This is a genomic window from Niallia taxi, from assembly GCF_032818155.1.
Lineage (GTDB): Bacteria > Bacillota > Bacilli > Bacillales > Cytobacillaceae > Niallia > Niallia taxi_A.
In genome coordinates, this window is sequence record NZ_CP102589.1 from 2,936,132 (window position 1) to 2,959,436 (window position 23,305).

Genomic DNA, 23,305 nt, shown 5'->3' on the forward strand with positions numbered 1-23,305 from the left:
TATCACCCTATAAACCTTGTCAGGTTTGAAAAGATATCACTTGTGTAGGATAAAACATGGCTTAGCATCCAAGCTCCAAAAAAGATAATTCCTAAAAGAACAGCAACAATTTTCGGCACGAATGCAAGCGTCTGCTCCTGAATTTGGGTTGTAGCCTGAAAGATACTAATTAACAGCCCAACAACAAGGGCAATTATAAGCAATGGGCCACTAACAACTAATACAGTAAGTACCCCTTTTTCCGCAACTGAAATAACCATTTCTTGTGACATGAAACATCACCCTTCTTAAAAGCTTTCTAATAAAGATTGAACTACCAAATACCACCCATCGACCATTACAAACAACAATATTTTAAATGGCAATGAGATCATAACAGGTGGTAGCATCATCATCCCCATGGACATTAGGATACTTGCAACGACCATATCGATGACCAAAAATGGGATAAATATCATAAAGCCGATTTGGAAGGCTGTTTTCAGTTCACTGATTGCATAGGCCGGAACCAATGTTGTTAATGGGATGTCTTGAATAGACTTAGGAGTTTCCGCTCCTGAATAATTCAAAAACAAAGCCAAATCCTTTTGCCTTGTATGTTTACTCATATATTCCTTAAAGGGGACTGCTGCATTTTCATACGCTTGGTCCAGACTTATTTCCTCATTAAATAATGGGGTCAATGCTGTTTTATTTACCTCTTGAAATGTTGGTGCCATAATAAAAAATGTCATAAATAAGGACAGTCCGATAATAACTTGGTTTGGCGGCATTTGTTGTGTCGCAAGCGCCGTTCTGACAAAGGAAAGAACAATGACGATTCTCGTAAAGCTTGTCATCAATATCAGGATGCTTGGAGCTAAAGAAAGGACAGTCAATAGCAATAACAACTGCACAGAAGTCGAAACATTTTCTGGTGCACTGTCATTAAAAAGCTGCATAAACTCATTCATCTTTTTCTGAACCTCTCTTTTTCAATTCTTTCATGATTTCTTTTCGGCCGTTCGATACTTCTTGCAATTGCTTCTTTAAATGACTGGCGAAGTCTTCCTTTTTGTGTTTCTGGTTAGGATAATTTTTTACGCCTTTCATAACCTTTGTCACAATATCGCTTGGCTGTATTAGCTGCTCCATCTTTTCGTTGTAGTCCTTAATGATGCTTGTATATTCCTCTTCCTCTTCAATCTCTTTAATAAGCTGAATATTTTCGCCAACCCCAACCACGAGCAAGCGCTTGCCTACTTTCACAATTTGAATAGATCGATTTGCACCTAATGCAGTTCCGCCTAAATTTTCAATTATTTGCGAGCTTTTATACACATGGTTTCGTTTATTAATAAAACGAAGTACAACATAAAGCAGGGCAATAACAAAAAGGGTAGCAAAAATCATTTTGAGAAAATCCCAAAATGTAAGTCCTACGTCTCCAGTTGCGGTCTGCGATGTTGAATCATTCGTTTCTGTGTTTGTTTCATTCTGATTTGTTGACTGCTCATCAGCAGTATTGTTTTTATCATCTGTTTGTTTTTCATTATTTTCATATGCTTCAAAGACACTATTATCAAGTTGTTCTGCATAGGCTTCATGATTAAAGCCTAGCAGAACAATTAAGAGTAGTGTGCATTTAATAAATAACTGTTTTGTATTCAATGATGACACCCTCTAATGTTTGTTTCTTATCCTAATGTTTTGCTGATTGCTTCAAGTACTCGATCAGCTTGGAATGGTTTTACAATGAAGTCTTTTGCTCCTGCTTGAATTGCATCAATAACCATTGCTTGCTGGCCCATTGCAGAACACATAATGATCTTAGCATTTGGATTAATCTTTTTGATTTCTTTTAATGCAGTAATACCATCCATTTCAGGCATTGTAATATCCATTGTTACAAGGTCTGGCTGTGTTTCTTTATATTTCTCAACAGCCTGTGCGCCGTCAGCAGCCTCTCCAACTACATCATATCCGTTTTTAGATAAGATATCTTTAATCATCATTCTCATAAATGCTGCATCGTCTACAATTAGTATTTTCTGTGCCATAAATCTCTACCCCCATAAAATATAAATAAGTTTATTTTAAATTGTTCAAGCGATCTGACTTACTAACAATATCCGTAACACGGACTCCAAAGTTTTCATCGATAACAACTACCTCACCTTGGGCAATAAGCCTGTTGTTAACAAGTATATCAACTGGTTCCCCTGCGAGCTTATCTAGCTCAATAATGGAACCTGAGCTTAGCTCAAGGATTTCCTTCACAGAACGCTTTGTTCTGCCAAGCTCCACTGTAACTTTTAAAGGAATATCCAACAGCATGTTCAAATTTCTTGATTCATTTTCTGTTGGTGTAAAAGTTTCGAAATTAGAGAAAACAGCTGGCTGTACATTTGGCTGTCCTACGCTGTAGTTTGAACCAAAATGCTGCGGCTGGCTTGGTGCTCTTTGCTGCTGTTGCTGTTCTACATATACAGGCTCTGGTACTGGCGCTGCGTATGTTTGTTGCTCGCGTGCAGGTGGTGCAGGTGGTGCAGGTCGCTGCATTTGCTGTGTTGGAGCAGGTGGTTCAACAGAATCGGCAGTAGGGTTCAACAAACTATCCACAAGGCTTTTTGCAAAATCAAGCTGTAAAAGCTGCATAATATTCGAATCAATCAAGTTTCCAATTTTCAATCGGAAGGAAATCTTGACAAAAATATCATGATCAGGGATTGTGTCTGCTCCTTCTCCATCTGATAAGTTTAAAATGTCTATAGCAGGCGGGGAAATATCCACCTTTTTGCTAAAGATAGTCGACATGGATGTTGCAGCAGAGCCCATCATTTGATTCATTGCTTCTTGTACTGCGCTTAACTGAATTTCATTAAGCATTTCTGGTGGACTTAAACCGTCTCCACCAAGCATTAAATCAGCAATGACAGCGGCATCTGATTGTTTTATAACTAAAAGATTCATACCAGAGAAGCCTTCTGTATAATTTACACTGATTGCCACATATGGATGTGGGAACTCTTCTGCTAAGTCTTTTTTCAGGACAATCGTAACATTTGGTGTCGTAATATCCACCTTTTGATTTAATAAGGTAGATAATGCTGTCGCAGAACTCCCAAACGAAATATTTCCTATTTCACCTAATGCATCTTCTTCTATTGATGTTAAATAATCCTCTACAGCCAGCTCTTCTTGCTGTTGTGGACTATCTCCTTTTAATAGAGCATCAATTTCATCTTGTGAAAGCATATCGTTACTCACCATCTTCTTTCCCCCTCTCTAAAGTCCCTAATACTTGAACTGCCACCTTCTTATTTACTTTACCAGGCTGTCCAATAAATTTAGGTATATCTCCAACTTTAATAGTCAAGGGTTGATCTATCGTTTGATTCATTTCAATAACATCCCCTATATCAAGCATCAAAAAATCTTGTATAGAAATATCGGATGTTCCTAATTCAGCAACAACAGAAACAATTGATTTTTGTATGTTATTTTGCAAAGCTTCGGCCACTTCAGGCACTGGTGCTTTCTTTTCTGTTTGCATCCAATAATGTCCAGAAAGCTTTGGAATAATTGGCTCTAATACAACATGAGGGATACAAATGTTAATCATTCCACTTGTGTCACCAATCGTTGTATTTAAGGATATAACCACCACTGTCTCGTTCGGTGAAACCATTTGTAAAAATTGCGGGTTCACTTCAAACTCTGACAGTGTCGGTTCAATTTCTACAATATCCTCGAGCGCTTCTCTTAAGTAATCAAAGGCCTGTTCAAACGTATTGGACATGATCTTTGATTCAATCTCCGTCAAGTTTTCCACTTTATTGACGCTTGTTCCTTTTCCGCCCATCATGCGATCCATCATGGCATAGGCGATATTCGGGTTTACTTCCATTAATATTCTTCCATCTAAAGGTGTGACTTCAAACACATTCAAAATCGTCATCTTTGGAATGGACCGAATAAATTCTTCATAAGGTATCTGGTCAGCGGATGTGACAGATATTTGTACTAATGTTCTCAACTGTGCGGAGAAGTATGTCGTCAAAAGCCTTGCGAAGTTTTCATGTATACGCGTTAAGCTTCTGATTTGATCTTTAGAAAAGCGCAAGGCTCTTCTAAAGTCATAGGATTTAACCTTTTTCTCTTGCTGCTCTTTTTTTAATTCATCTGCATCCATTTCACCTGATGATAAAGCGGATAATAATGCATCAATTTCATTTTGGGATAATATATCTCCTGACAAAAACTCTCACCTCAAATCTCTTTCATTCATCCAGTTTTTTATTGGAGAAGAGAATTGGTTATATATACTTGAACTACCTTTCCTTCTTGCATCAATTCATTAATTTTATCTTTCAAATCATTTTCTAACTTAACCTGACCTTCTTTACCTTGCATATCTTTTGGTGTTTTCTCAGACAGCTCTTGAATGATAATATTTTGAACTTGGAAAACACGTTTTTCTAGTTCTTCAGCGGCTTTTGTACTATCTGTTTGCACTTTAAAGGATATGCGAATGAAGTTATCAGTTGCTAAATTGGTTGTTAATTCAGGAATATCAATAGAAGCTTCCACTACTTCATCAATAGTTGGTTCCTTCTCTTCTTTATCACCTGAAAACTTCCAGATATAAATGAATGCTCCTGCTCCAACAAGAGCAATTGTTAGTATTAAAACTAACATAATAACAAGGACTTTATTGTTCTTCATCGTCTCTCTCTCCCAAGTTCGGTAATCCAAAAAGGTTAACAGATTGATAAAAAGCTCTCACTGACTTCACAACTTCATCTTCTTTTTCTTTTACAACATATTTCCTCCCATTCGACAACGTTATCGTTGTGTCTGGGAAGGATTCAATTGTCTCAATAAATAATGCATTAAGCCTGAAAGTCTTTCCATTTAGTCGAGTAACATTTATCACTGTTTTTCTCAGGAGAGTTCTGCTAGTTTACGCCTCTCCTGATCCTCCTTTTATTATCGTTTTAAGTTAACTAATTCTTGCAGGATTTCATCAGATGTAGTGATGATTTTTGTGTTAGATTGGAACCCTCTTTGTGCAACAATCATATCTGTAAATTCTTCTGATAAATCAACATTGGACATTTCCAAGTAACCACTGTTAATGCTTCCTGCTCCACCTTCATTTGCATTAGTTAAAGTAGCAGGACCAGAGTTCCCAGATACTTGGAACGTATTTCCGCCAGATTTTTGTAGGCCTTCTGGGTTAGAAAACTTAGCAAGCTGAATTTGGCCAGCATCTTGTGTTTCGCCGTTTTCATCCACATAAGAAATGCTTCCATCTGCACCAATACTGAAGGATTGAGCTGTTTCAGGAATTGTGCCCGCTCCAGCTAGTTTCATCCCACTTGATGTTACGATATTTCTGTTTGCATCAAAGTAGAAGTTTCCTGATCTAGTGTAGAAGTTAGAGCCTGCAGCATCTTGGACAACGAAATAACCGTCTCCTGAAATTGCTAAGTCAAGCGTTCTTCCAGTTGTCTGCATGCTTCCTTGTGTATGAATAGTATCTACAGAAGCAACCTGTGATCCAAGACCGACTTGCTTTGCGTTAATTCCTCCTGCAGTTGCTGTTGGAGCTGTAGCACCAGCAGATGTCTGGCTAATAAGATCGCTGAAAGTAGTTCTTCCTTTTTTAAAACCATAAGTATTAACGTTGGAAATATTGTTTCCGATAACATCAAGCTTAGTCTGGAAGTTTTTCATACCGCTGATTCCTGAATATAGTGAACGTAACATTTATAATTTTCCCCTTTCGTTTTGAGCTGCTTCTATCTTTCCACAGCCAGGCTTCCTTTACGGTCCAGCCTTTTCTCCCTAGTGATTGTATATTTTTTATTCATTCATAATTATTGTGCCATTTATATTAGTAAATATTTGTTCTGTTGCTTCTTTACGATCCATTGCCGTAATCACTGTATTGTTTTTTGCACTGACAATTAGAGCCGCATCCTGGAGCAAGACGAGTGATTCCTTAACTCCCATTTTTTTTGCTTGGTTTACTTTTTGTTCTATCTGCTTCCACTTCTCTTCATCAATCACAATCCCTCGCTGCTCAAGTCGTTGCGATGCGTGTTTTGAGATTGATAGTTTATCAAGTGTCTGGATTGAACTTTGTAAATGAGATGAAAATGAAGCGTTACTGCTGTTAGATTTGATATTCCTTATGCCATTATTGATTACGGCTTGTGATTTTAAAGAAGGATATATGGGTCTATCCATCTAATCACTTCCTATTCGATTTTCGTGATTTTCCCTGCATTTATCTGACTTTGCTGGTCATCATCTAATGTTAGCTGAATTTGGCCATTTTTTAATGAGACTGACTTAACGACACTGCTCATCTCTTCATTGTCTGCATTCAGATAGGAAACTGTTTTGCCGATTAAACGGCTGGCAGAAACCAAACTATTGTCATCAGATTCACTGTATACATTCGAAATGTTACCAGGGTTAACAACAGTGCCATCCTCAAGCGTAAATTCAACATCTGTTCCTTTATAAGCAATTGATGCAACTTTGCCTGTTCCAGATGTTATGGATGTTTCACCATTATCACCTGTTTCTGCTTTTGTCCATGCAACTTCCTTGCCGACAAATTGTCCGTAAGAAATTAAGTTTGATTGTGTTTGCAAAGAGATGAAATTACTCATCGTCGTGTTCATGTTTGTCATTTGCTCCAAGCTTGAAAATGTCGCCATTTGAGCTATAAAATCTTTATCTTCCATCGGGTTTGACGGATCCTGGTTTTGCAATTGTGTTATAAGGATTTTCAAGAATTCATCTTTGCCAAGACTTGAATTGCCCGTTTTTGCTGTCTGGTTTTGTAGTGTCGATAAATATAAGGAAGAATCATCGATAGTATTTGCCAAAGTCTAACTCCCCTTTCTTACTGTTCCGCTTGCAGAAGCTCTTCTAAGAAGCTTTTATCATCTTGCTCCTGCTCATTTCTGTTTTCCTCTTTTTCAGCAGGCCTGTGTTGCTGATGGTTTTCCTGCTGTTGCTGGTCTTTCGTTCCTTTTTCCTGTGAAGTTGGCACAAAATTAATTTCAATCTTATCAACATTAATATTTTGTGAGCTTAAGCCATGCTTTAAACTGTTTAAATGTGCATCAAGAGCATCCTTCGCCTGTGCGGTTGTCGTCATAATCTTGGCGACTAAATTTCCATCGGTTTGCAGTATCTCAATTCGTAATGAACCAAGATTTTCTGGTGCAAGCCTTAAAATCATCTTTTGGGTATTTCCTATTTTCGTGAACGAACTGCTTTTCAGGATATTTTCAAGCTGCTCTTCCAACTCACTTCCAGAAACGGAGTTACCTGTTGACTGCATCAATGTTAATGCTTCTGGTTTTCCAAAGGTACTGCTGGTTTGAAGCTGGCCTACAAAGGACGGCATCTTCCATTCTGATTTACTAGTGGTGTCTGCTTCCTTCGTTTCTGTCTTTGTCTCTGACACGGAGACTGCTTTACTTTCTGCCTTCTGCAATGTTCCTACAAGCAAGGGGTTCAACAGCCTTTTAGGCAGTGTATCCGTATTATCTTGCTTCTTAGAAAGTGTTTCGACCTTCTGAGCAATGGACTCAATCAATGTTTTCAAGCTGCCTGTTTGTCCATCCTCATCCATTACAGAAGCTTTTGCACCTTTTGCTCCCGTCATGTCAGTAGCTGCCTCTTTTTGTAAAATAGCTGCAGCTTCTAAAGAAGCAGTGGTGCTTGGAGACTGACCATCTACTGCTTGCATGATTGTTGTAAATAGCTTGGACAAGCTTTGCATAACATCAGTAAGCTGCTTACTGAATTTAAAATCCGGATTTTGGCCTGCAACCTGTTCAATTGCTTTCAGCTGATTTAAAACCTCTGGAAGATTCGTTTTTGAAAACATATCATCTGAGACATTTGTAAAATTCATCCCATTCATTAATTCCATCAGCTGGTTTACTACGAGATTGAAGGCAGCTTCCAAAGAATCTGAATCGTTCTTTCCTTCTTCTCCATTAGCAGCTAGTAGCTGCTGAATTGCTGTTAAGCTTTCGGCAAGCTTATCTGAATCTATCGTTTCACCTGTCAACAGGTCTGCCAAGCCTTGCAAGCTAGAATCTTCTTTTTGCGTTGTTGCAGAAGTTTCTTGCTGTGATGTGCCGTTCATTATCCCATTGATCATCGATAAGAACTTTGTTTTATCTGCCGCTTTGAAAGAAAGCTGATTTGATGTAGTTCCTGTTGTACTAACTCCCACACTATTAAGCAGCATTTACCCACCTCCTTAAATGTTAAGAATTACTCACTTGATGCTGTATCTGTGCTGGTATCTGATGAGCTTCCGCTTGCAGAATTTGCAGCAAGCAGTTCTGTATATTTACTTGCAACAGAAGGCTCCATCTTTTCTAATATCGTCGCAAGTATTGCAGGTTTTAGCGATGCCAATATTTTCAATGCTTCATCTTGAGACATTGCAGAGAGAATTGCCGCAGATTTTTTTGCAGACATTGTTTCATATGTTTTGACAATGTCATCAAAAGCCTTTTGTGTTTTTTCCTGTGTGTTTTTGAGTTCATCAAGCTGATTTTGAAGTTTAATTTTATCAACCTTCAATGATTTGCTTTCCGCTTCACTTGCCTTTAGCTGTGACTCTAATGATTCTATATTCGCGGTTTGTTCCTTGAGCTGTTTTTCTAAATCCGCGATATTTTGTTTGTTGTCTGCAATAACCTGGTCAGTAGACGCCTTTTCTGAGCTAAGAAATGGAATATGGTTCATCAGTTCCTTTCCTTTTGAGACCACGTCCGCACCAGAGTAAATCATCAGGATCAATGCAACGACAACAGCAAACATCAATGGAATAACAATTACCAGCAAAAACCGCTGAAAGAAATTGAATGGTTTCTTTTTGTCATCGACCATATTATCCATTAGCTACCTAACCTTCCTGGCTGCATATATTGCTGAATGGAGATATCATCCATCTGCTTTGCTTCTAGTGCCTTTTCTGTATTGATAAAATGCAAGATATCTTTTTCTTTAATTTTAACGAACTTTTTCACTTCCAAGTTTTTATCAACAAGCTTTTGCTGATAATAGTTCATGGAATTCCGTGCATTTACGACTATCTGCTGGCTATGCTCAATCATTTTTGCCAGGTTGCTGATAAAATGCTGATGATGTCGAATTGCTTGAACAGAAAGCCCGCCTACTAGCTTGTTAGATTGGTATTCTTCCAATTCTTCCTTTCGTTTCAGCAGCTCATACAATTTCTCTGCTGCATCTTCGAAACGCTTGACAGCCAGATTGTAATCAGCGCTAGCCTCATCCTTTTCTCTCTCTTTAATTGTCAGGATTTTTTCAAACTTAAACTTGTAGCTCATCGGTTATCTCCAACTCCAGATAATGATATTAATGCGTTGACACTTTCTTCTAAGGAGATTTTCTCGTCTGTTGATTGCTTTATATAAGATAATATTTCAGGATATAAACGGATCGCTGTATCGATTTCTATCGATGAACCTTTTTTATATGCTCCGATGTTAATCAAATCTTCTGAATTAATATAAGTGCTGAGTAAACCACGTAATTTCTCCGCTGCATGGACATGCCCTTTAGGTACAATATGGTTCATAACACGGCTCACACTTTTCAATACATTGACAGCTGGATATTGTCCCTTATTAGCGAGATCCCTATCTAAGACAAAGTGACCATCCAATATCCCCCGAACAGTATCGGCAATCGGCTCATTCATGTCATCTCCGTCTACTAGAACTGTATAAAATGCCGTGATGCTTCCATGTTCATTTGTTCCTGTTCTTTCTAGCAGCTTTGGCAAGATTGCGAAAACAGAAGGTGTGTATCCTTTTGTTGTCGGCGGCTCACCGATGGCTAGTCCAACTTCCCTTTGCGCCATCGCTACCCTTGTTACAGAGTCCATCATCAGCATGACGTTTAATCCTTTGTCACGGAAGTATTCAGCAATTGCTGTTGCTGTGTATGCTCCCTTTATCCTCATAAGTGCAGGCTGATCACTTGTTGCTACAACAACGATCGACCGCTTTAAGCCTTCAGGACCTAAATCTCGTTCAATGAACTCTCTTACCTCTCTACCACGCTCTCCAATTAAGGCAATAACATTGAGATCGGCTTTGGTGTTTCTTGCGATCATACCAAGCAGAGTACTTTTTCCGACACCACTTCCGGCAAAAATCCCCAAACGCTGTCCTGTTCCGACTGTTAGAAGGCCGTCAATCAGGCGCACCCCAACCTCCATCGATTCTGAAATCGGCGGTCTTTTTAATGGGTTCGGCGGGTCTTGATCAATCGGAACACTCTTTAATCCTTTTGGTAATGATGTGCCATCAAGCGGCATTCCAAGTGCATCAACGACTGTTCCAATCATGGCAGCACCAGCTTTAACTTCTAGGGGTTCAGATGTACCTTCTACTAAGCAGCCTGGTGATATATCGTTCACCGTCGTATATGGCATTAGAATGATGCCATCTTCTTTAAATCCAACTACCTCTGCTTTAATAACTCGTTTATTTTTTGTACCAATATATATGTTACACACATCACCTATTGAGCTTTCAGGACCTTGCGACTCTATCATAAGACCAACTACTTTTTTAACCCTGCCATAACGTTTGTAAGGATCGATGGAATCGATCGATGATAGAAGTTCTGCCGCTCTCATCCTCATTCACTCTCCAATAGGTCTAGTAATTTTTGTTTAATCATGAGCAGCTGTGTATCAACACTTGCTTCAATGCGTCCATTAGCTGTCTCGATTATGCAGCCATTTTCTGCTGCTGCTTCATCAGGAAAAATAAACAAATTTGGTTTGATTGGAAATAACGATAATAATTCTTCCTTTTCTGAAAGGAGGTATTGATAATGAATCGGATTAACATGCAATTGAATTTCCTTTTGGTCTCTTGTTTCCTTCAAAACCTTTTTGACGAGCTGCATAAAATATTCTTCTTTTTCTGAAATACTTGTCTGAACAATCTTTTCAGCTACCTTCATGCTAAGTTCCAGGATTTCTGTTTCAGCACTATTCAAATATTTATCATAATCCAATTTGCTTGCTTGAATGATTGATTTCGCTTCTTCAATATGTTCTGCATACTCTGTAAATCCAGCCATTCTTCCTTCATCAACACCAGATTGGTAACCTTCTCGATGGGCTTCTTCCATCAAAAGGTTTTTTTCTGATTGCCAATTGTTTTTCTCATGTTGCAGCAGCTCTCTTAAAGCTGCTGCTTCTTTTTCTGCATTCTCTCGGATGGCAGCTGCGTCTGCAGTCGCCTGTTCCACGATTTTTGTGTATTCTGGATCAGCATGAAAATCTGTTCCCTGAAAGTTATTTACATACTTAATGGAGATAATCTTTTCATTTGCTTGTTCTGCATTTGCCCAACTTGATTTAATAAGCCTAGACAATAATATCATCTCCTCCACCGCGCGCAACGACAATCTCACCAGAGTCTTCTAAACGTCTGATAATAGCAACAATTCTTGATTGTGCTTCTTCAACATCTTTCAGGCGGACAGGTCCCATGAACTCCATTTCATCCTTGAAGGATTCAACCATTCTTGCAGACATGTTACTGAATACAATTTCCTTCACTTCGTCACCAGAAACCTTCAATGAAAGCATAAGGTCTTCATTTTCACAGTCACGGATAATACGTTGAATTGCTCTGTTATCCAATGTAACAATATCTTCGAATACGAACATTCTTTTCTTAATTTCTTCTGCCAACTCAGGATCCTGTATTTCAAGAGCATCAAGAATTGTTCTTTCTGTCGAGCGGTCAACACCATTCAACACTTCAACAACTGCCTCAATACCACCGGTTTGTGTATAATCCTGTGTTACAGTGCTAGATAGTTTTCTTTCTAAAATTTGTTCCACTTCATTAATAATTTCAGGAGATGTACTGTCCATAACAGCAATTCGCTTCGCAATATCTGCCTGCATTTCCTGTGGCAGCTCAGATAATATCTGGCCTGCCTGGGTTGGATCTAAATAGGAAAGTATTAATGAGATTGTTTGTGGATGTTCATTTTGGATAAAGTTAAGGATTTGGCTCGGGTCGGCCTTTCTTGCAAAATCAAACGGTCTAACTTGCAAGGAAGAAGTTAATCGATTCAAGATGACAGATGCTTGATCTGTTCCTAACGCTTTTTCCAAAACTGTTTTAGCATATCCGATACCGCCTTGAGAGATATAATCCTGTGCTAATGCTATGTTATGGAACTCTTCTAGTACTTCTTCTTTAGAAGAGTTCTCCACCTTTTTAACACCAGATATCTCTAAGGAAAGTTTCTCTATCTCTTCTTCACTTAAATGCTTATAAACAGAAGCTGCTACATCTGGTCCTAATGATATAAGTAGAACAGCAGCTTTTTGTTTTCCTGTAAGCTCCGTAGCTTCTTTTCGTGCCATCGGTATCCTCCTTGCCTTATTCCTCTGTTATCCAAGTACGAAGAAGTTTCGCAAAGTCTTCTGGCTTATCTTTTGCCATTTTCTCTAATTGTTTTCTGCGAAGTGTTCCCTCTGATTCCACTTCATCATTTACGTCAGGAATGGATACAGGTGAAATAATTTCTTCTTCCGGCTCTGCTGCTTTCTTCTTACGACCTCTTACAAACAAGAAGATTAATAAACCAATTACAGCAAGTAATACTCCACCAACTGCGTATACCCACCAAGGAATAGACGTGCTAGTTGTTTCTGATGAAGCAGTAGTTTTTCCGTTAAATTCTTGTACAGATACGGCAATTTTGCTTTGTAAGTCTGCATCTGAAAGAGTGCCTGTTTCTGTCTTATCAATAGAAGTTCTTACGATTGTTCCTAGCATATTTGTAATGTCGTCAACACTATCTTGTGAAAGTGAAGATGGATCATCTGCTGTAGGAGGCTCTACCATAACTTGAATACCAAGGTCACGGATTTTATATGGGCTCTCTACAATTTGCTTTTTAATTCTATTAACCTCGTAATTAATTGTGTTATCAATTTTCTCAGAGTCACCAGAACCTGATGTAGTTGTTTCAGTGTTCGTAGTAGTTGTATCTGCCTGATCTTCTGCTTCAGGTGTACCTTCTGCTGCAGCACTACCTCCTGTATATGTTTCTGAGATATTTTGTGCGCTCACTTCGATACCCTTCATATTTTCTTCATCAACTGGCGTAACCAGGTTTTCTTCTCTGTTTTCTTGGGTAAAGTCAATATCTGCAGTTACTGAAACCATGACTTTATTTTGTCCCATTAATGTGCCAAGCATTTGCTGAACTTGTCTTTGAATGTCTTTTTCAACTTGTTTTTTCACGTTATTTTGAGCAGTAAATGTGTCACCTGCATTATTAGTTGTAGAATTTAGGTCAAAATATTCAAAGTTTTGGTTTGTAATGACGATATTATCAGTAGGAAGGTTTGGAACACTTTTTGCGACAAGTGTATATAATCCTTTTATTTGACTCTCGGAGAAGTTATAGCCTGGTTTTGTGTTGAGGACAATAGAGGCTGAAGCTTCTCCAGTTTCATCTGATACAAACACACCTTCACTCGGTAATGTGATCATAACATTTGCATCGTTAATACCGTCGATGCCTTTAATCAAGTTAGAAATTTCTGTTTGCATTGCATCTAGCTTCATAACATTGAACTCATTATCTGTCATTCCGAAGCTCGCATTTTGACTGAAAAACGAATAATCAATACTGCCTGTATTCGGAATTCCTTCCGCTGCTAATTCCACCTTCATTGAATCCACAACATTTTCTGGAACGCTTATTGTTTTTCCGCCATCTGAAATCTCTGATGTAATTCCTTTGCTATCAAGTGTTTCTTTAATTTTTCCTGTTTCTGACGGAGACAGGTTGCTGTATAAAGGAACTAAATTTTCTTTTGTTAAGAAATAAGTTGCAAATGATACCATAAGAAGAAGCAAAAGAATGCCGCTTACCAAAACAGTCTTTTGCTTTTTAGAACGATTTGTCCAATATTCTTTTAAAGGATTAAAAAACTTATTCATGTTTTCTTTCATCTCTACCCCCGGTTACCGTTATTTTTGATGATAATAACCGCCCACAACTCAACTGACCTTAAATAGACATTCTCATCATTTCTTGATACGCTTCGACTGCTTTGTTTCTAAATTCTAATGTAGCTGACATCATAACACTTGCCTTTTGTGATGTAATCATTACTTGCGAAAGATCAACGTCTTCTCCTTTTGCAAGCTTGTTTGTAAGAACATCCGATTCATTTTGTGCTTTATTAACATTATTAATTGATTCCTTTAAAAAGGAAGAAAAGCTTTTTTGTACTTCTGAACCAGTCGCTTTGGTTGCTGTTGCAGAAGTGTTAGTTAACGGCAATGTGGATGACACTGCTGGAAGATTTACTGACGCCATTTATAATACCTACTTTCCAATCTCTAAAGTTTTCATAAGCATGCTTTTCGATGCATTTAATACTGTTACGTTCGCTTCATAAGACCTTGTAGCACTCATCAAATCAACCATTTCCCTTAATGGGTCAACATTCGGCATTTGTACATAACCGTCGGCATTAGCATCTGGGTTTTCCGGATCATACACCATTTCAAAAGGTGTTTCCGTATCTTCTGCAATCTTTGTTACTTTAACGCCATTTCCTGTGGCTGAATTGCCTGCTGTTGCGGCATTCAAATGTGATGCAAATGAATTGCCCTCTTGTGCTTGCAATACCACTGATTTTCTTCTGTACGGCTCCCATTCACCATTCACTAGCTTTCCTCTTGTTGTTTCTGCATTCGCCATATTAGAGGAGATAACGTCCATTCGCAGCCTGTTTGCTGTTAGCGCAGAAGCAGTTGTATTCATGCTATGGAATATCGTCATTTTATCTTCCTCCTTTTATGACATTTTCTAAAGAATTAAACTTACCGCTAATTCTCTCGACTAAAGCATTGTAGTAAATCTGATTTTCTGCCAGCTCACTCATCTCTTTATCCATATCAACACTGTTGCCATTGTTATTATAAGTAACGTTCTTATCTGTCTTTATTTGGACAGAGCCAGTAGATCCTTCAAAATCAAAATGCCTGCTGTCAGTTTTGTTAGCATTCATGGCAGTTGCTAATGTATTTTTAAAGGTTACTTCCTTAGCCTTATAATTAGGCGTATCGACGTTTGCGATATTTTGTGAGATAACCTTCTGTTTTGTATTTGAATAATTCAAAGCATTTTCTAGTGTTGAAATAGTATTCGAAAAAAGCTTCATCTCACACCTCTTATTATCTATAATTATCGTATTTGTAGAATTTTGCAGTTTTATGACGAATATTTTTCAGATGATGTCTTTAATTGTAATAAATGAAAAATAATCTGTCTATCATAATAAGGTCAATTTTAATAATCCAATAGACCTATTTTAGTTAAAAATATTAAAGGAATTATCATTTCACTAATAAGAAAGGTATATTTTTGTTATTTTTGATATTGATTAACTCATCTTTAGGAACTACTAAATTTATAGTATCAATGAACTATCGCGTAACAATCATCTTGTCTATGTATCGAATATAATGTACAACGATTGTAATGTAAATGATATATTTTGGAAAAATGTCGAATCATGTTGATGTGAAATCTTGATAAATCAATATTCTCTTAGAAAAACTTATTTCATTACCACTAATTCCCTGTTAATAATAAAAAAAAAGAACCTTTTCCACGTAGGAAAAGGTTCTTTTTTTTATTAATTAGCTTTCAGCTTTTCTAATTCTAGCAAGAACTTATCGTTCAATACTTTAATGTAAGTTCCTTTCATTCCAAGAGAACGAGATTCAATTACACCAGCACTTTCTAGCTTGCGCAATGCATTAACAATAACAGATCTTGTAATACCGACTCTGTCTGCAATTTTTGAAGCAACTAAAAGTCCTTCATTTCCGTTCAATTCTTCAAAGATGTGTTCAATTGCTTCTAATTCACTATAAGATAATGAACTAATCGCCATTTGCACAACAGCTTTGCTTCTTGCTTCTTCTTCGATTTCTTCTGCTTTTTCACGAAGAATTTCCATACCAACAACAGTTGCACCATATTCAGCCAAAATTAGATCATCATCATGGAATTGTTCTTGTAGTCTTGCAAGAATTAATGTTCCAAGTCTTTCTCCGCCACCGATGATTGGCACGATCGTTGTAAGTCCTTTGCTGAATAGATCTTTGTTTTCAATTGGGAATGCTGTATATTCGCTTTCCACATCCAAATTACTTGAAGTCACCTGAATATTAAAAAGATTATTTGTGTACTCTTCTGGGAATTGACGGTCTTCCAGCATTTTAATCATACGGTCATTTTCTATTTGCTGGTTAATAGCAAAACCTAGTAATTTCCCTCTTCTGCTTACTACAAAAATATTTGCTTCAATAACTTCACTTAATGTCTCAGACATTTCTTTGAAGTTAACTGGCTTTCCAGCAGCTCTTTGCAGCATCGCATTAATTTTTCGAGTTTTTGACAATAAATCCATTTTCTTTTCCTCCTATTAACTAAAACCAAAACTGTCACTTATTCCTTCTTTATGGCTGCAGCATTTGATTGCTTCATCCTTTTAGGAGTACGTAATCGCATTAACACATTCTTAAAGAATAAATTGACTTAAATCTTTATTTCTTGCAATCGCACCAAGTTTTTCTTCCACATATTGTGGAGTGATGGATACCTTATCCATCGTAATTTCAGGTGCTTCAAATGATAAATCCTCAAGCAATTTCTCAAGGATCGTATGAAGTCTTCTTGCTCCGATGTTATCTGTGTTCTGATTCACTTCATAAGCCACTTCTGCTATCTTACGTATAGCATCGTCAGAAAATTCAATTTCTATACCTTCAGTTTGCAGTAATGCTTGATATTGCTTAATTAATGCATTATCAGGCTCTACAAGGATACGGTAAAAGTCATCAACTGTAAGCTTACCAAGTTCAACACGGATTGGGAAGCGACCTTGAAGCTCAGGAATCAAATCGGACGGCTTAGAGATATGGAATGCACCTGCCGCAATGAATAAAATATGATCTGTTTTAACAGATCCGTATTTTGTCACAATTGTCGAGCCTTCCACTACTGGAAGGATGTCACGCTGAACACCCTCTCTTGAGACATCAGCAGAAGATCCGCCATTGCTTTTGCTTGCAATTTTATCGATTTCGTCGATAAAGATAATTCCCATTTGCTCTGCACGTACGACCGCTTCTTGTGTTACTTCATCCATATCGATCAGCTTTTGTGCTTCTTCGTTAGTCAAAACAATTCTAGCTTCACGTACAGTCAATTTTCTTTTTTTCTTTTTCTTAGGCATAAAGCTGCTTAACGCATCCTGCATGTTCATACCCATTTGCTCCATACCAGAGCCTTGCAGCATATCGAACATAGATGGCTGCTGCTCATCTACCTCAACTGTAATTGTTTCATTCTCAAGCTCGCCAAGCGCCAATTTTTCTTTAAGCACTTTTCTTTTTTCATATCTGCTTGATTCTTCCACAGTCGGTTCCTCTGTTTGAGTTTCCGAATTTCCGCCGCCAAACAACATTTCAAGCGGATTACTGTAGTTTTTTTGTTTTTTAGCAGAAGAAGGCATCATTAGGTCGACGAGACGGTTGTTCGCTGCAGACTCCGCTCTTTCTTTCACCTGAACCATCTTCTCTTCTTTTATAATTCGCACAGATGTTTCCACTAAATCTCTTACCATGGATTCAACATCTCTGCCGACATAACCGACTTCAGTGAACTTGGTCGCTTCCACTTTAACAAATGGTGCGCTAACAATTTTTGCGATTCGTCTTGCGATTTCCGTTTTACCTACACCAGTAGGTCCCATCATCAAGATGTTCTTTGGGCTGATTTCATCCCTTAGCTTTTCATCAAGCAACCCACGACGAAAACGGTTTCTTAACGCTATCGCAACAGCTTTCTTTGCATCCTTTTGTCCAACAATATATTGATCAAGACGTTCTACAATTTGACGAGGTGTTAAGCTTGTGTTCTTATTCATCAAGTAATCCTCTCCTTATAATTCTTCTACAATAATATTATTGTTCGTATATACACAAATATCGCCAGCGATTTCAAGAGCTGCCTTTGCTATTTCATAAGCAGATAGATGTTCGCCTGAGTATTGTTTAAGAGCTCTTCCAGCTGATAATGCGTAGTTTCCGCCAGAACCAATCGCTAAAATTCCGTCATCTGGCTCTATAACTTCACCTGTTCCAGATACAAGCAGCAAATCTGTTTCATTCATAATGATGAGCATCGCTTCAAGCTTGCGTAAAATCTTGTCACTTCTCCAAAGCTTCGCAAGCTCAACTGCCGCTCTTTGCAGATTCCCGTTATACTCTTCCAATTTCCCTTCGAACAGCTCAAATAAAGTAAAGGCATCAGCAACAGAGCCTGCAAAACCGGCAATCACTTTTCCGTTAAAAAGTTTTCTTACCTTTTTTGCAGTATGTTTCATCACGACAGCATTGCCGAAAGTGACTTGACCATCACCTGACATGGCGCATTTCCCTTTATGTTGAACAGCAAAAATAGTAGTTGCATGAAACTGTGGTAGTCCAGACATCTTTACTTCCTCCTTTATCCATTTACAGCTATGCCCTTGGATGGAAGGACATATATGTTTTTTTTAAGTAGTCGCTTGTGACATGTGTATAAATTTGGGTGGATGATAAAAAAGCATGACCCAATAATTCTTGTACAGTCCGCATATCGGCACCGTTTGCCAAGAGATGTGTAGCAAATGAATGGCGAAGTTTATGCGGATGGATTTTGCCTTTCGTAGCAGACGATTCCATCATTCTGTTAAGAATATCGCGCACACCGTTTTCAGTGAGCGGTCCCCCTTTATAATTGACAAACAAAAAGGGATGATTCGTCTTGTTTTTATCCATCAGCTTACTTCTGCTGTTCTCTATGTAAGATTCAAGGGCGGTATGGGCAAAGCTGCCAAATGGAACATACCGCTCCTTTTTACCTTTCCCCTTTACCAGCAATGTCGAGATGCTGAAATCGATATCTTTCATTTCGATTTTTGTGCATTCACCAACCCGGATTCCTGTTGCATACAGAAGCTCCAGGATGGCGACATTCCTTTTTCCCAGCATGCTTGTCGTATCACATGAACGAAAAATATGCTGCAATTCCTCTTCATAAAAGAAATCTGGCAGTCTGCTTTCCAGCTTCGGTATACTGACAACTGCAAAGGGATTGCTTTCCACTATATTCTCTCTAGCTAAAAATCGGTAAAAGCTCCGAAGACTAGATATTTTACGGGCAATAGATTTTCTTGCAAGCTCCTCATTGAACAGCTCTGTCAAAAAAATCCGCACATCCTGTGCGCTTACTTCCTTCACATGCCCAAGCAATTGCTTGGACATAAAAAGGGAAAATTGCTGTATATCCTTTTTATAGACATCAATCGTATACGGTGAGCAGTTTTTTTCAATCTTCAAGTATTCAATAAACAGGTTCAAGAAAGCGTTTTGTTCCTTATTCATTGCTTCACCTCACAACGGCTTCACTATATTAACATACTTTGTAGCGACAAGCAATTAATTTACACATTCTTCATAAAGTTCTGAATTGTTTCTAACGCTCTGTTAGCGTGCTGTTCATACCTTTCCTTTTTCCCTTTTATTCTAGTTGGTAGCTCAGGGAAAAGTCCAAAGTTAGCATTCATCGGCTGGAAAGTTTTCGCGTTCGTCTTCGTGATATAATTCGCCATGCTGCCAATAGCTGTTTCGACTGGGAATTGGATCAACGGTTCACCATTTACAAGCTTCGCTGCATTAATACCTGCAACAAGACCGCTTGCTGCCGATTCCACATAGCCTTCTACGCCTGTCATTTGTCCAGCAAAGAAAAGATTAGGACGGTTTCTGAACTGATATGTCGCATTAAGAACTTTCGGTGAGTTGATGAAAGTGTTTCTGTGCATAACGCCATAACGGACAATTTCTGCGTTTTCAAGACCTGGTATTAAGCGAAGCACTTCTTTTTGTGGTCCCCATTTTAAATGTGTCTGAAAACCGACAATATTGTACAATGTTCCTGCTGCATCATCTTGACGAAGCTGAACAACTGCATATGGACGCTTCCCTGTTTTTGGATCTTCAAGACCAACAGGCTTCATTGGTCCAAACAGCATTGTCTTTCTACCCCTTGAAGCCATTACTTCAATAGGCATGCATCCTTCAAAGAAAATTTCCTTTTCGAATTCCTTTAAAGGTACTGTTTCAGCATCTATCAATGCTTCATAGAAGCGGTCAAATTCCTCTTCTGTCATCGGACAGTTTAAATATGCTGCTTCTCCCTTGTCATAGCGAGATTTCAAATATACCTTATCTAAGTCTATGCTGTCTTTTTCAATGATAGGAGCTGCTGCATCATAAAAATACAAATAATCTTCTCCTGTAAGTTCCTTTAAGCTTTCTGAAAGTGCCGCACTAGTTAGCGGTCCTGTCGCAATTACAGTTACCCCTTCTGGAATAGATGTAACCTCTTCATTAATAACCGTAACATTTGGGTGGTTTTTGACCATCTCTGTCACTCTACCTGCGAATTCATGTCTATCAACAGCAAGTGCGCCGCCTGCCGGTACTGCACAAAGGTCCGCAGAATCAATAATAACGGAGTCTAGTCGTCTCATTTCTTCTTTCAGAACTCCAACAGCATTTGTTAGCGCATTTCCTCGTAATGAGTTGCTGCATACTAGCTCTGCAAATTTATCTGTATGATGTGCAGGAGTTTGTTTGACAGGTCTCATCTCGTAAAGATTTACCTTTATTCCTCTTTTGGCAATTTGCCAAGCTGCTTCACTTCCAGCAAGCCCGGCACCAATTACATTAACAATCTTTTGTGTATCTTGCATTGTAAATCCTCCAACTTAATATTATCTATAAGCTTCTCAGTGCGCAAAAATCCTTATCATGCATATGTATGCTTAACACTAGCCGATTCTTATAGTAGTAAGCAAATGTCCATACAATTATAAGCTAAAAATATATCCTTTAGCATTTTACACTACGTTTTGCATCTTGAAAAGTTTCAACTTATGGACAATTGTCCTAAATCTCATTAAAACAGTTATTCATACACACGGAAAGAGTGAGCATATAGCGCTCACTCTTTTGTTAGCTTTGAGGTTCTTCCTTATAGTCGCATTCGACACATTGGACTTGGACACCTTTTTTCAGCTTTTTCTCTACAAGCATATTATCACATTTTGGACATGGGCGCTGTAAAGGTTTATCCCAAGAAATGAAATCGCACTCTGGGAAACGGTCACAACCATAAAAAATCCGGCGCTTTTTGCTTTTTCTTTCAATGATATTACCTTCAGAACATTTCGGACATTTCACGCCAATTTCTTTGACTATCGCCTTTGTATTACGGCAATCAGGGAAATTGCTGCATGCCATAAACTTGCCGTATCTGCCCATTTTAAACACCATTGGATTGCCGCATTCCTCGCAATCCTCACCTGCGGGCTCATCCTTTATTTCCACAGATTGCATTTCTTTTTCAGCCTTATCAAGGCTTTGTTCAAAAATTTTATAAAAACTATCAATAACCTTGACCCAGTTTATTTGCCCTGCCTCAATATTATCAAGATTTTGCTCCATATGTGCAGTAAAGTCGACATCAAGAATTTCCGGGAAGAACTCAAGTATCAGCTCAAGCACTATTTCACCAAGCTCTGTCGGCACAAACCTTTTATTATCAAGAGCAACATATCCGCGTTTTTGGATCGTATCCAGCGTAGGAGCAAATGTGGAAGGACGCCCTATGCCAAGCTCCTCTAATGTTTTTACTAACCTTGCCTCTGTATACCTTGGCGGCGGCTGTGTGAAGTGCTGCTTTGGATCAATATCCTTATTGATGACTTCATCTCCCTCTTTTAAATCAGGGAGCTGTTTGTTATGCTCTTCTACCGCATCATCTGTACTTTCCACATACACCTTCATAAACCCAGGGAATTTAATTTTGGAACCTGTCGCACGGAACTTAACATCGCCGTTACGAAGATCCACACTCATGGTATCCATAACTGCCGGTGCCATTTGGCTCGCAATAAATCTTTCCCAAATAAGCTTATACAAGCGAAGCTGATCTCTAGAGAGATGTTCTTTTAAGGAATTAGGCTCTCTGTGTGTGCTTGTAGGTCTGACCGCTTCATGGGCATCTTGAGCATTTGCGTTTTTCTTTTCTTTACGGTTTTGCTCTTTTGTATATTCATTCCCATAGTTTGAAGTAATGTATTCATGTGCTTCCGTTTGGGCAACTTCCGAAATTCGAGTTGAGTCTGTTCTCATATAAGTAATTAAGCCGACTGTGCCTTCTTTTTTACCTAAATCAATTCCTTCATATAGCTGTTGGGCAAGCATCATTGTCTTTTTCGCTCTGAAATTCAGCTTTCTTGCTGCCTCCTGTTGCAGGGATGAAGTTGTAAAAGGAACCGCAGGATTCCGTTTACGCTCCTTCTTCGTTACCTTCTCAACAGTAAACTTGTTGCCATTAAGCTGGTTTTTGACATTTTGTACTTCCTCTTCAGAATGAAGCTCTAACTTTTTATCTTTCAAACCGTAAAACGCTGCCTCAAAGCTAGTTTTTCCCTTTGCGAAGCTTCCTTCTATTGACCAATATTCTTCAGGTACAAATGCTTTTATTTCATGTTCCCTGTCGATGATTAACCGCACTGCCACAGATTGTACTCTACCAGCACTCAAGCCTTTTTTGACCTTTTTCCATAGCAACGGACTGATATTATAGCCTACCAATCGGTCGAGCACCCGTCTTGCTTGCTGGGAATCGACTAAATCCATGTTTATTGGCCTTGGATGCTTGAATGACTCCTTAATGGCATCTTTAGTGATTTCATTAAAGACGACACGGCAATCTGAATCCACATCAACCTGAAGGCTGTTTGCCAAATGCCAAGCAATTGCTTCCCCTTCACGATCCGGATCGGCTGCGAGGTATATTTTTTTTGCCTTTTTAGCTGCTGTTTTTAATTCCTTTAATACAGGACCTTTTCCACGTATCGTTATGTACTTCGGTTCGTACTCTTTTTCTACGTCTACACCCATTTGGCTTCTAGGCAAGTCTCTGATATGTCCCATTGATGCTTTAACTTTATATTTTTTACCTAAATAGCGTTCAATTGTTTTCGCCTTTGCTGGCGACTCTACTATTACTAGAAACTCTGACATCCAACGTCCTCCTTAGAGGGATTATAAATATT

General features: G+C 38.5%; 27 protein-coding genes. All 27 read right to left on the reverse strand.

Translation table 11 applies throughout. From position 1 onward, the window contains the following. Positions 1-2: 2 nt before the first annotated feature. The 27 genes from fliQ to topA all read right to left on the reverse strand — a co-directional run bounded on the left by fliQ (position 3) and on the right by topA (position 23,273). The gene (gene fliQ / locus NQZ71_RS14805; protein ID WP_144452435.1) at positions 3-272 is read right to left on the reverse strand and encodes a flagellar biosynthesis protein FliQ; all 270 of its coding nucleotides are present in this window, start codon (positions 270-272) and stop codon (positions 3-5) included. Between the two features lie 15 nt (positions 273-287). Continuing rightward, on the reverse strand, positions 288-953 hold the full coding sequence (gene fliP, locus NQZ71_RS14810) for a flagellar type III secretion system pore protein FliP (RefSeq protein WP_127734564.1): 666 nt from the start codon (positions 951-953) through the stop codon (positions 288-290). After that, complete coding sequence (locus NQZ71_RS14815) at positions 946-1,650, reverse strand: flagellar biosynthetic protein FliO (RefSeq protein WP_260054166.1); 705 nt, start codon at positions 1,648-1,650, stop codon at positions 946-948. Before NQZ71_RS14815 ends, fliP begins: the two co-directional genes overlap by 8 nt. Positions 1,651-1,676: 26 nt before the next feature. Continuing rightward, positions 1,677-2,039 (reverse strand): chemotaxis protein CheY, encoded by a 363-nt coding sequence (locus tag NQZ71_RS14820; protein WP_127734568.1) that lies wholly within the window; start codon positions 2,037-2,039, stop codon positions 1,677-1,679. Positions 2,040-2,070: 31 nt separating this feature from the next. Continuing rightward, positions 2,071-3,252, reverse strand: a complete 1,182-nt coding sequence (fliY, locus tag NQZ71_RS14825) for a flagellar motor switch phosphatase FliY (protein WP_275004986.1) — start codon at positions 3,250-3,252, stop codon at positions 2,071-2,073. Next, positions 3,242-4,240 carry a flagellar motor switch protein FliM gene (fliM, locus tag NQZ71_RS14830; protein WP_144452432.1) on the reverse strand — a complete coding sequence of 333 codons (999 nt, stop codon included), beginning with the start codon at positions 4,238-4,240 and terminating at the stop codon, positions 3,242-3,244. The genes fliY and fliM overlap by 11 nt, the downstream gene beginning before the upstream one ends. Before the next feature lie 38 nt (positions 4,241-4,278). Further along, positions 4,279-4,707, reverse strand: coding sequence for a flagellar basal body-associated protein FliL (fliL, locus tag NQZ71_RS14835; RefSeq protein WP_144452431.1), 429 nt, complete (start codon positions 4,705-4,707; stop codon positions 4,279-4,281). Further along, positions 4,694-4,918, reverse strand: a complete 225-nt coding sequence (locus NQZ71_RS14840) for a flagellar FlbD family protein (RefSeq protein ID WP_127734576.1) — start codon at positions 4,916-4,918, stop codon at positions 4,694-4,696. The genes fliL and NQZ71_RS14840 overlap by 14 nt, the downstream gene beginning before the upstream one ends. A 53-nt stretch (positions 4,919-4,971) precedes the next feature. Continuing rightward, positions 4,972-5,754, reverse strand: coding sequence for a flagellar basal body rod protein FlgG (gene flgG / locus NQZ71_RS14845; RefSeq protein ID WP_127734578.1), 783 nt, complete (start codon positions 5,752-5,754; stop codon positions 4,972-4,974). A gap of 96 nt (positions 5,755-5,850) precedes the next feature. Beyond that, positions 5,851-6,237, reverse strand: coding sequence for a TIGR02530 family flagellar biosynthesis protein (locus NQZ71_RS14850; RefSeq protein WP_144452430.1), 387 nt, complete (start codon positions 6,235-6,237; stop codon positions 5,851-5,853). Positions 6,238-6,248: 11 nt separating this feature from the next. Beyond that, a complete protein-coding gene (flgD, locus tag NQZ71_RS14855; protein ID WP_144452429.1) occupies positions 6,249-6,887 on the reverse strand; it encodes a flagellar hook assembly protein FlgD in 639 nt (212 codons plus the stop codon). Positions 6,888-6,904: 17 nt separating this feature from the next. Further along, positions 6,905-8,269 (reverse strand): flagellar hook-length control protein FliK, encoded by a 1,365-nt coding sequence (locus NQZ71_RS14860; protein WP_317010918.1) that lies wholly within the window; start codon positions 8,267-8,269, stop codon positions 6,905-6,907. Between the two features lie 26 nt (positions 8,270-8,295). Beyond that, positions 8,296-8,928, reverse strand: coding sequence for a MotE family protein (locus NQZ71_RS14865; RefSeq protein WP_144452427.1), 633 nt, complete (start codon positions 8,926-8,928; stop codon positions 8,296-8,298). Continuing rightward, on the reverse strand, positions 8,928-9,380 hold the full coding sequence (gene fliJ, locus NQZ71_RS14870; RefSeq protein WP_317010919.1) for a flagellar export protein FliJ: 453 nt from the start codon (positions 9,378-9,380) through the stop codon (positions 8,928-8,930). Before fliJ ends, NQZ71_RS14865 begins: the two co-directional genes overlap by 1 nt. Continuing rightward, on the reverse strand, positions 9,377-10,699 hold the full coding sequence (gene fliI, locus NQZ71_RS14875; protein WP_127734590.1) for a flagellar protein export ATPase FliI: 1,323 nt from the start codon (positions 10,697-10,699) through the stop codon (positions 9,377-9,379). The genes fliJ and fliI overlap by 4 nt, the downstream gene beginning before the upstream one ends. A 2-nt stretch (positions 10,700-10,701) precedes the next feature. Beyond that, complete coding sequence (gene fliH / locus NQZ71_RS14880; RefSeq protein WP_275004975.1) at positions 10,702-11,448, reverse strand: flagellar assembly protein FliH; 747 nt, start codon at positions 11,446-11,448, stop codon at positions 10,702-10,704. Next, the gene (gene fliG, locus NQZ71_RS14885) at positions 11,441-12,457 is read right to left on the reverse strand and encodes a flagellar motor switch protein FliG (protein ID WP_127734594.1); all 1,017 of its coding nucleotides are present in this window, start codon (positions 12,455-12,457) and stop codon (positions 11,441-11,443) included. The genes fliH and fliG overlap by 8 nt, the downstream gene beginning before the upstream one ends. Before the next feature lie 16 nt (positions 12,458-12,473). Continuing rightward, complete coding sequence (fliF, locus tag NQZ71_RS14890; RefSeq protein WP_144452424.1) at positions 12,474-14,060, reverse strand: flagellar basal-body MS-ring/collar protein FliF; 1,587 nt, start codon at positions 14,058-14,060, stop codon at positions 12,474-12,476. Between the two features lie 58 nt (positions 14,061-14,118). Continuing rightward, complete coding sequence (gene fliE, locus NQZ71_RS14895; RefSeq protein ID WP_144452423.1) at positions 14,119-14,430, reverse strand: flagellar hook-basal body complex protein FliE; 312 nt, start codon at positions 14,428-14,430, stop codon at positions 14,119-14,121. 9 nt (positions 14,431-14,439) lie between these two features. Next, positions 14,440-14,898: a flagellar basal body rod protein FlgC gene (flgC, locus tag NQZ71_RS14900; protein WP_144452422.1), complete on the reverse strand. Its 459-nt coding sequence runs from the start codon at positions 14,896-14,898 to the stop codon at positions 14,440-14,442. A 1-nt stretch (position 14,899) separates the two neighbouring features. Then, positions 14,900-15,280: a flagellar basal body rod protein FlgB gene (gene flgB, locus NQZ71_RS14905; RefSeq protein ID WP_144452421.1), complete on the reverse strand. Its 381-nt coding sequence runs from the start codon at positions 15,278-15,280 to the stop codon at positions 14,900-14,902. A gap of 477 nt (positions 15,281-15,757) precedes the next feature. Continuing rightward, positions 15,758-16,537: a GTP-sensing pleiotropic transcriptional regulator CodY gene (gene codY / locus NQZ71_RS14910; RefSeq protein WP_127734605.1), complete on the reverse strand. Its 780-nt coding sequence runs from the start codon at positions 16,535-16,537 to the stop codon at positions 15,758-15,760. Between the two features lie 111 nt (positions 16,538-16,648). Beyond that, a complete protein-coding gene (gene hslU / locus NQZ71_RS14915; protein WP_127736632.1) occupies positions 16,649-18,058 on the reverse strand; it encodes an ATP-dependent protease ATPase subunit HslU in 1,410 nt (469 codons plus the stop codon). Between the two features lie 15 nt (positions 18,059-18,073). Continuing rightward, complete coding sequence (gene hslV, locus NQZ71_RS14920; protein ID WP_127734607.1) at positions 18,074-18,625, reverse strand: ATP-dependent protease subunit HslV; 552 nt, start codon at positions 18,623-18,625, stop codon at positions 18,074-18,076. 28 nt (positions 18,626-18,653) lie between these two features. After that, positions 18,654-19,559 (reverse strand): tyrosine recombinase XerC, encoded by a 906-nt coding sequence (xerC, locus tag NQZ71_RS14925; protein WP_144452420.1) that lies wholly within the window; start codon positions 19,557-19,559, stop codon positions 18,654-18,656. Between the two features lie 59 nt (positions 19,560-19,618). Next, positions 19,619-20,932: an FADH(2)-oxidizing methylenetetrahydrofolate--tRNA-(uracil(54)-C(5))-methyltransferase TrmFO gene (gene trmFO, locus NQZ71_RS14930; RefSeq protein ID WP_144452419.1), complete on the reverse strand. Its 1,314-nt coding sequence runs from the start codon at positions 20,930-20,932 to the stop codon at positions 19,619-19,621. Between the two features lie 262 nt (positions 20,933-21,194). Beyond that, the gene (gene topA, locus NQZ71_RS14935; RefSeq protein ID WP_144452418.1) at positions 21,195-23,273 is read right to left on the reverse strand and encodes a type I DNA topoisomerase; all 2,079 of its coding nucleotides are present in this window, start codon (positions 23,271-23,273) and stop codon (positions 21,195-21,197) included. Positions 23,274-23,305 lie beyond the last annotated feature (32 nt).

What these genes read in the sequence shown, in the direction of transcription:
- fliQ (WP_144452435.1), bottom strand. Translation starts at nt 272, where the DNA reads ATGTCACAAGAAATGGTTATTTCAGTTGCGGAAAAAGGGGTACTTACT.
- fliP (WP_127734564.1), bottom strand. Translation starts at nt 953, where the DNA reads ATGAATGAGTTTATGCAGCTTTTTAATGACAGTGCACCAGAAAATGTT.
- NQZ71_RS14820 (WP_127734568.1), bottom strand. Translation starts at nt 2,039, where the DNA reads ATGGCACAGAAAATACTAATTGTAGACGATGCAGCATTTATGAGAATG.
- fliY (WP_275004986.1), bottom strand. Translation starts at nt 3,252, where the DNA reads ATGGTGAGTAACGATATGCTTTCACAAGATGAAATTGATGCTCTATTA.
- fliL (WP_144452431.1), bottom strand. Translation starts at nt 4,707, where the DNA reads ATGAAGAACAATAAAGTCCTTGTTATTATGTTAGTTTTAATACTAACA.
- flgG (WP_127734578.1), bottom strand. Translation starts at nt 5,754, where the DNA reads ATGTTACGTTCACTATATTCAGGAATCAGCGGTATGAAAAACTTCCAG.
- NQZ71_RS14850 (WP_144452430.1), bottom strand. Translation starts at nt 6,237, where the DNA reads ATGGATAGACCCATATATCCTTCTTTAAAATCACAAGCCGTAATCAAT.
- NQZ71_RS14860 (WP_317010918.1), bottom strand. Translation starts at nt 8,269, where the DNA reads ATGCTGCTTAATAGTGTGGGAGTTAGTACAACAGGAACTACATCAAAT.
- NQZ71_RS14865 (WP_144452427.1), bottom strand. Translation starts at nt 8,928, where the DNA reads ATGGATAATATGGTCGATGACAAAAAGAAACCATTCAATTTCTTTCAG.
- fliJ (WP_317010919.1), bottom strand. Translation starts at nt 9,380, where the DNA reads ATGAGCTACAAGTTTAAGTTTGAAAAAATCCTGACAATTAAAGAGAGA.
- fliI (WP_127734590.1), bottom strand. Translation starts at nt 10,699, where the DNA reads ATGAGAGCGGCAGAACTTCTATCATCGATCGATTCCATCGATCCTTAC.
- fliG (WP_127734594.1), bottom strand. Translation starts at nt 12,457, where the DNA reads ATGGCACGAAAAGAAGCTACGGAGCTTACAGGAAAACAAAAAGCTGCT.
- fliF (WP_144452424.1), bottom strand. Translation starts at nt 14,060, where the DNA reads ATGAAAGAAAACATGAATAAGTTTTTTAATCCTTTAAAAGAATATTGG.
- fliE (WP_144452423.1), bottom strand. Translation starts at nt 14,430, where the DNA reads ATGGCGTCAGTAAATCTTCCAGCAGTGTCATCCACATTGCCGTTAACT.
- flgC (WP_144452422.1), bottom strand. Translation starts at nt 14,898, where the DNA reads ATGACGATATTCCATAGCATGAATACAACTGCTTCTGCGCTAACAGCA.
- flgB (WP_144452421.1), bottom strand. Translation starts at nt 15,280, where the DNA reads ATGAAGCTTTTTTCGAATACTATTTCAACACTAGAAAATGCTTTGAAT.
- codY (WP_127734605.1), bottom strand. Translation starts at nt 16,537, where the DNA reads ATGGATTTATTGTCAAAAACTCGAAAAATTAATGCGATGCTGCAAAGA.
- hslU (WP_127736632.1), bottom strand. Translation starts at nt 18,058, where the DNA reads ATGAATAAGAACACAAGCTTAACACCTCGTCAAATTGTAGAACGTCTT.
- hslV (WP_127734607.1), bottom strand. Translation starts at nt 18,625, where the DNA reads ATGTCTGGACTACCACAGTTTCATGCAACTACTATTTTTGCTGTTCAA.
- xerC (WP_144452420.1), bottom strand. Translation starts at nt 19,559, where the DNA reads ATGAATAAGGAACAAAACGCTTTCTTGAACCTGTTTATTGAATACTTG.
- trmFO (WP_144452419.1), bottom strand. Translation starts at nt 20,932, where the DNA reads ATGCAAGATACACAAAAGATTGTTAATGTAATTGGTGCCGGGCTTGCT.
- topA (WP_144452418.1), bottom strand. Translation starts at nt 23,273, where the DNA reads ATGTCAGAGTTTCTAGTAATAGTAGAGTCGCCAGCAAAGGCGAAAACA.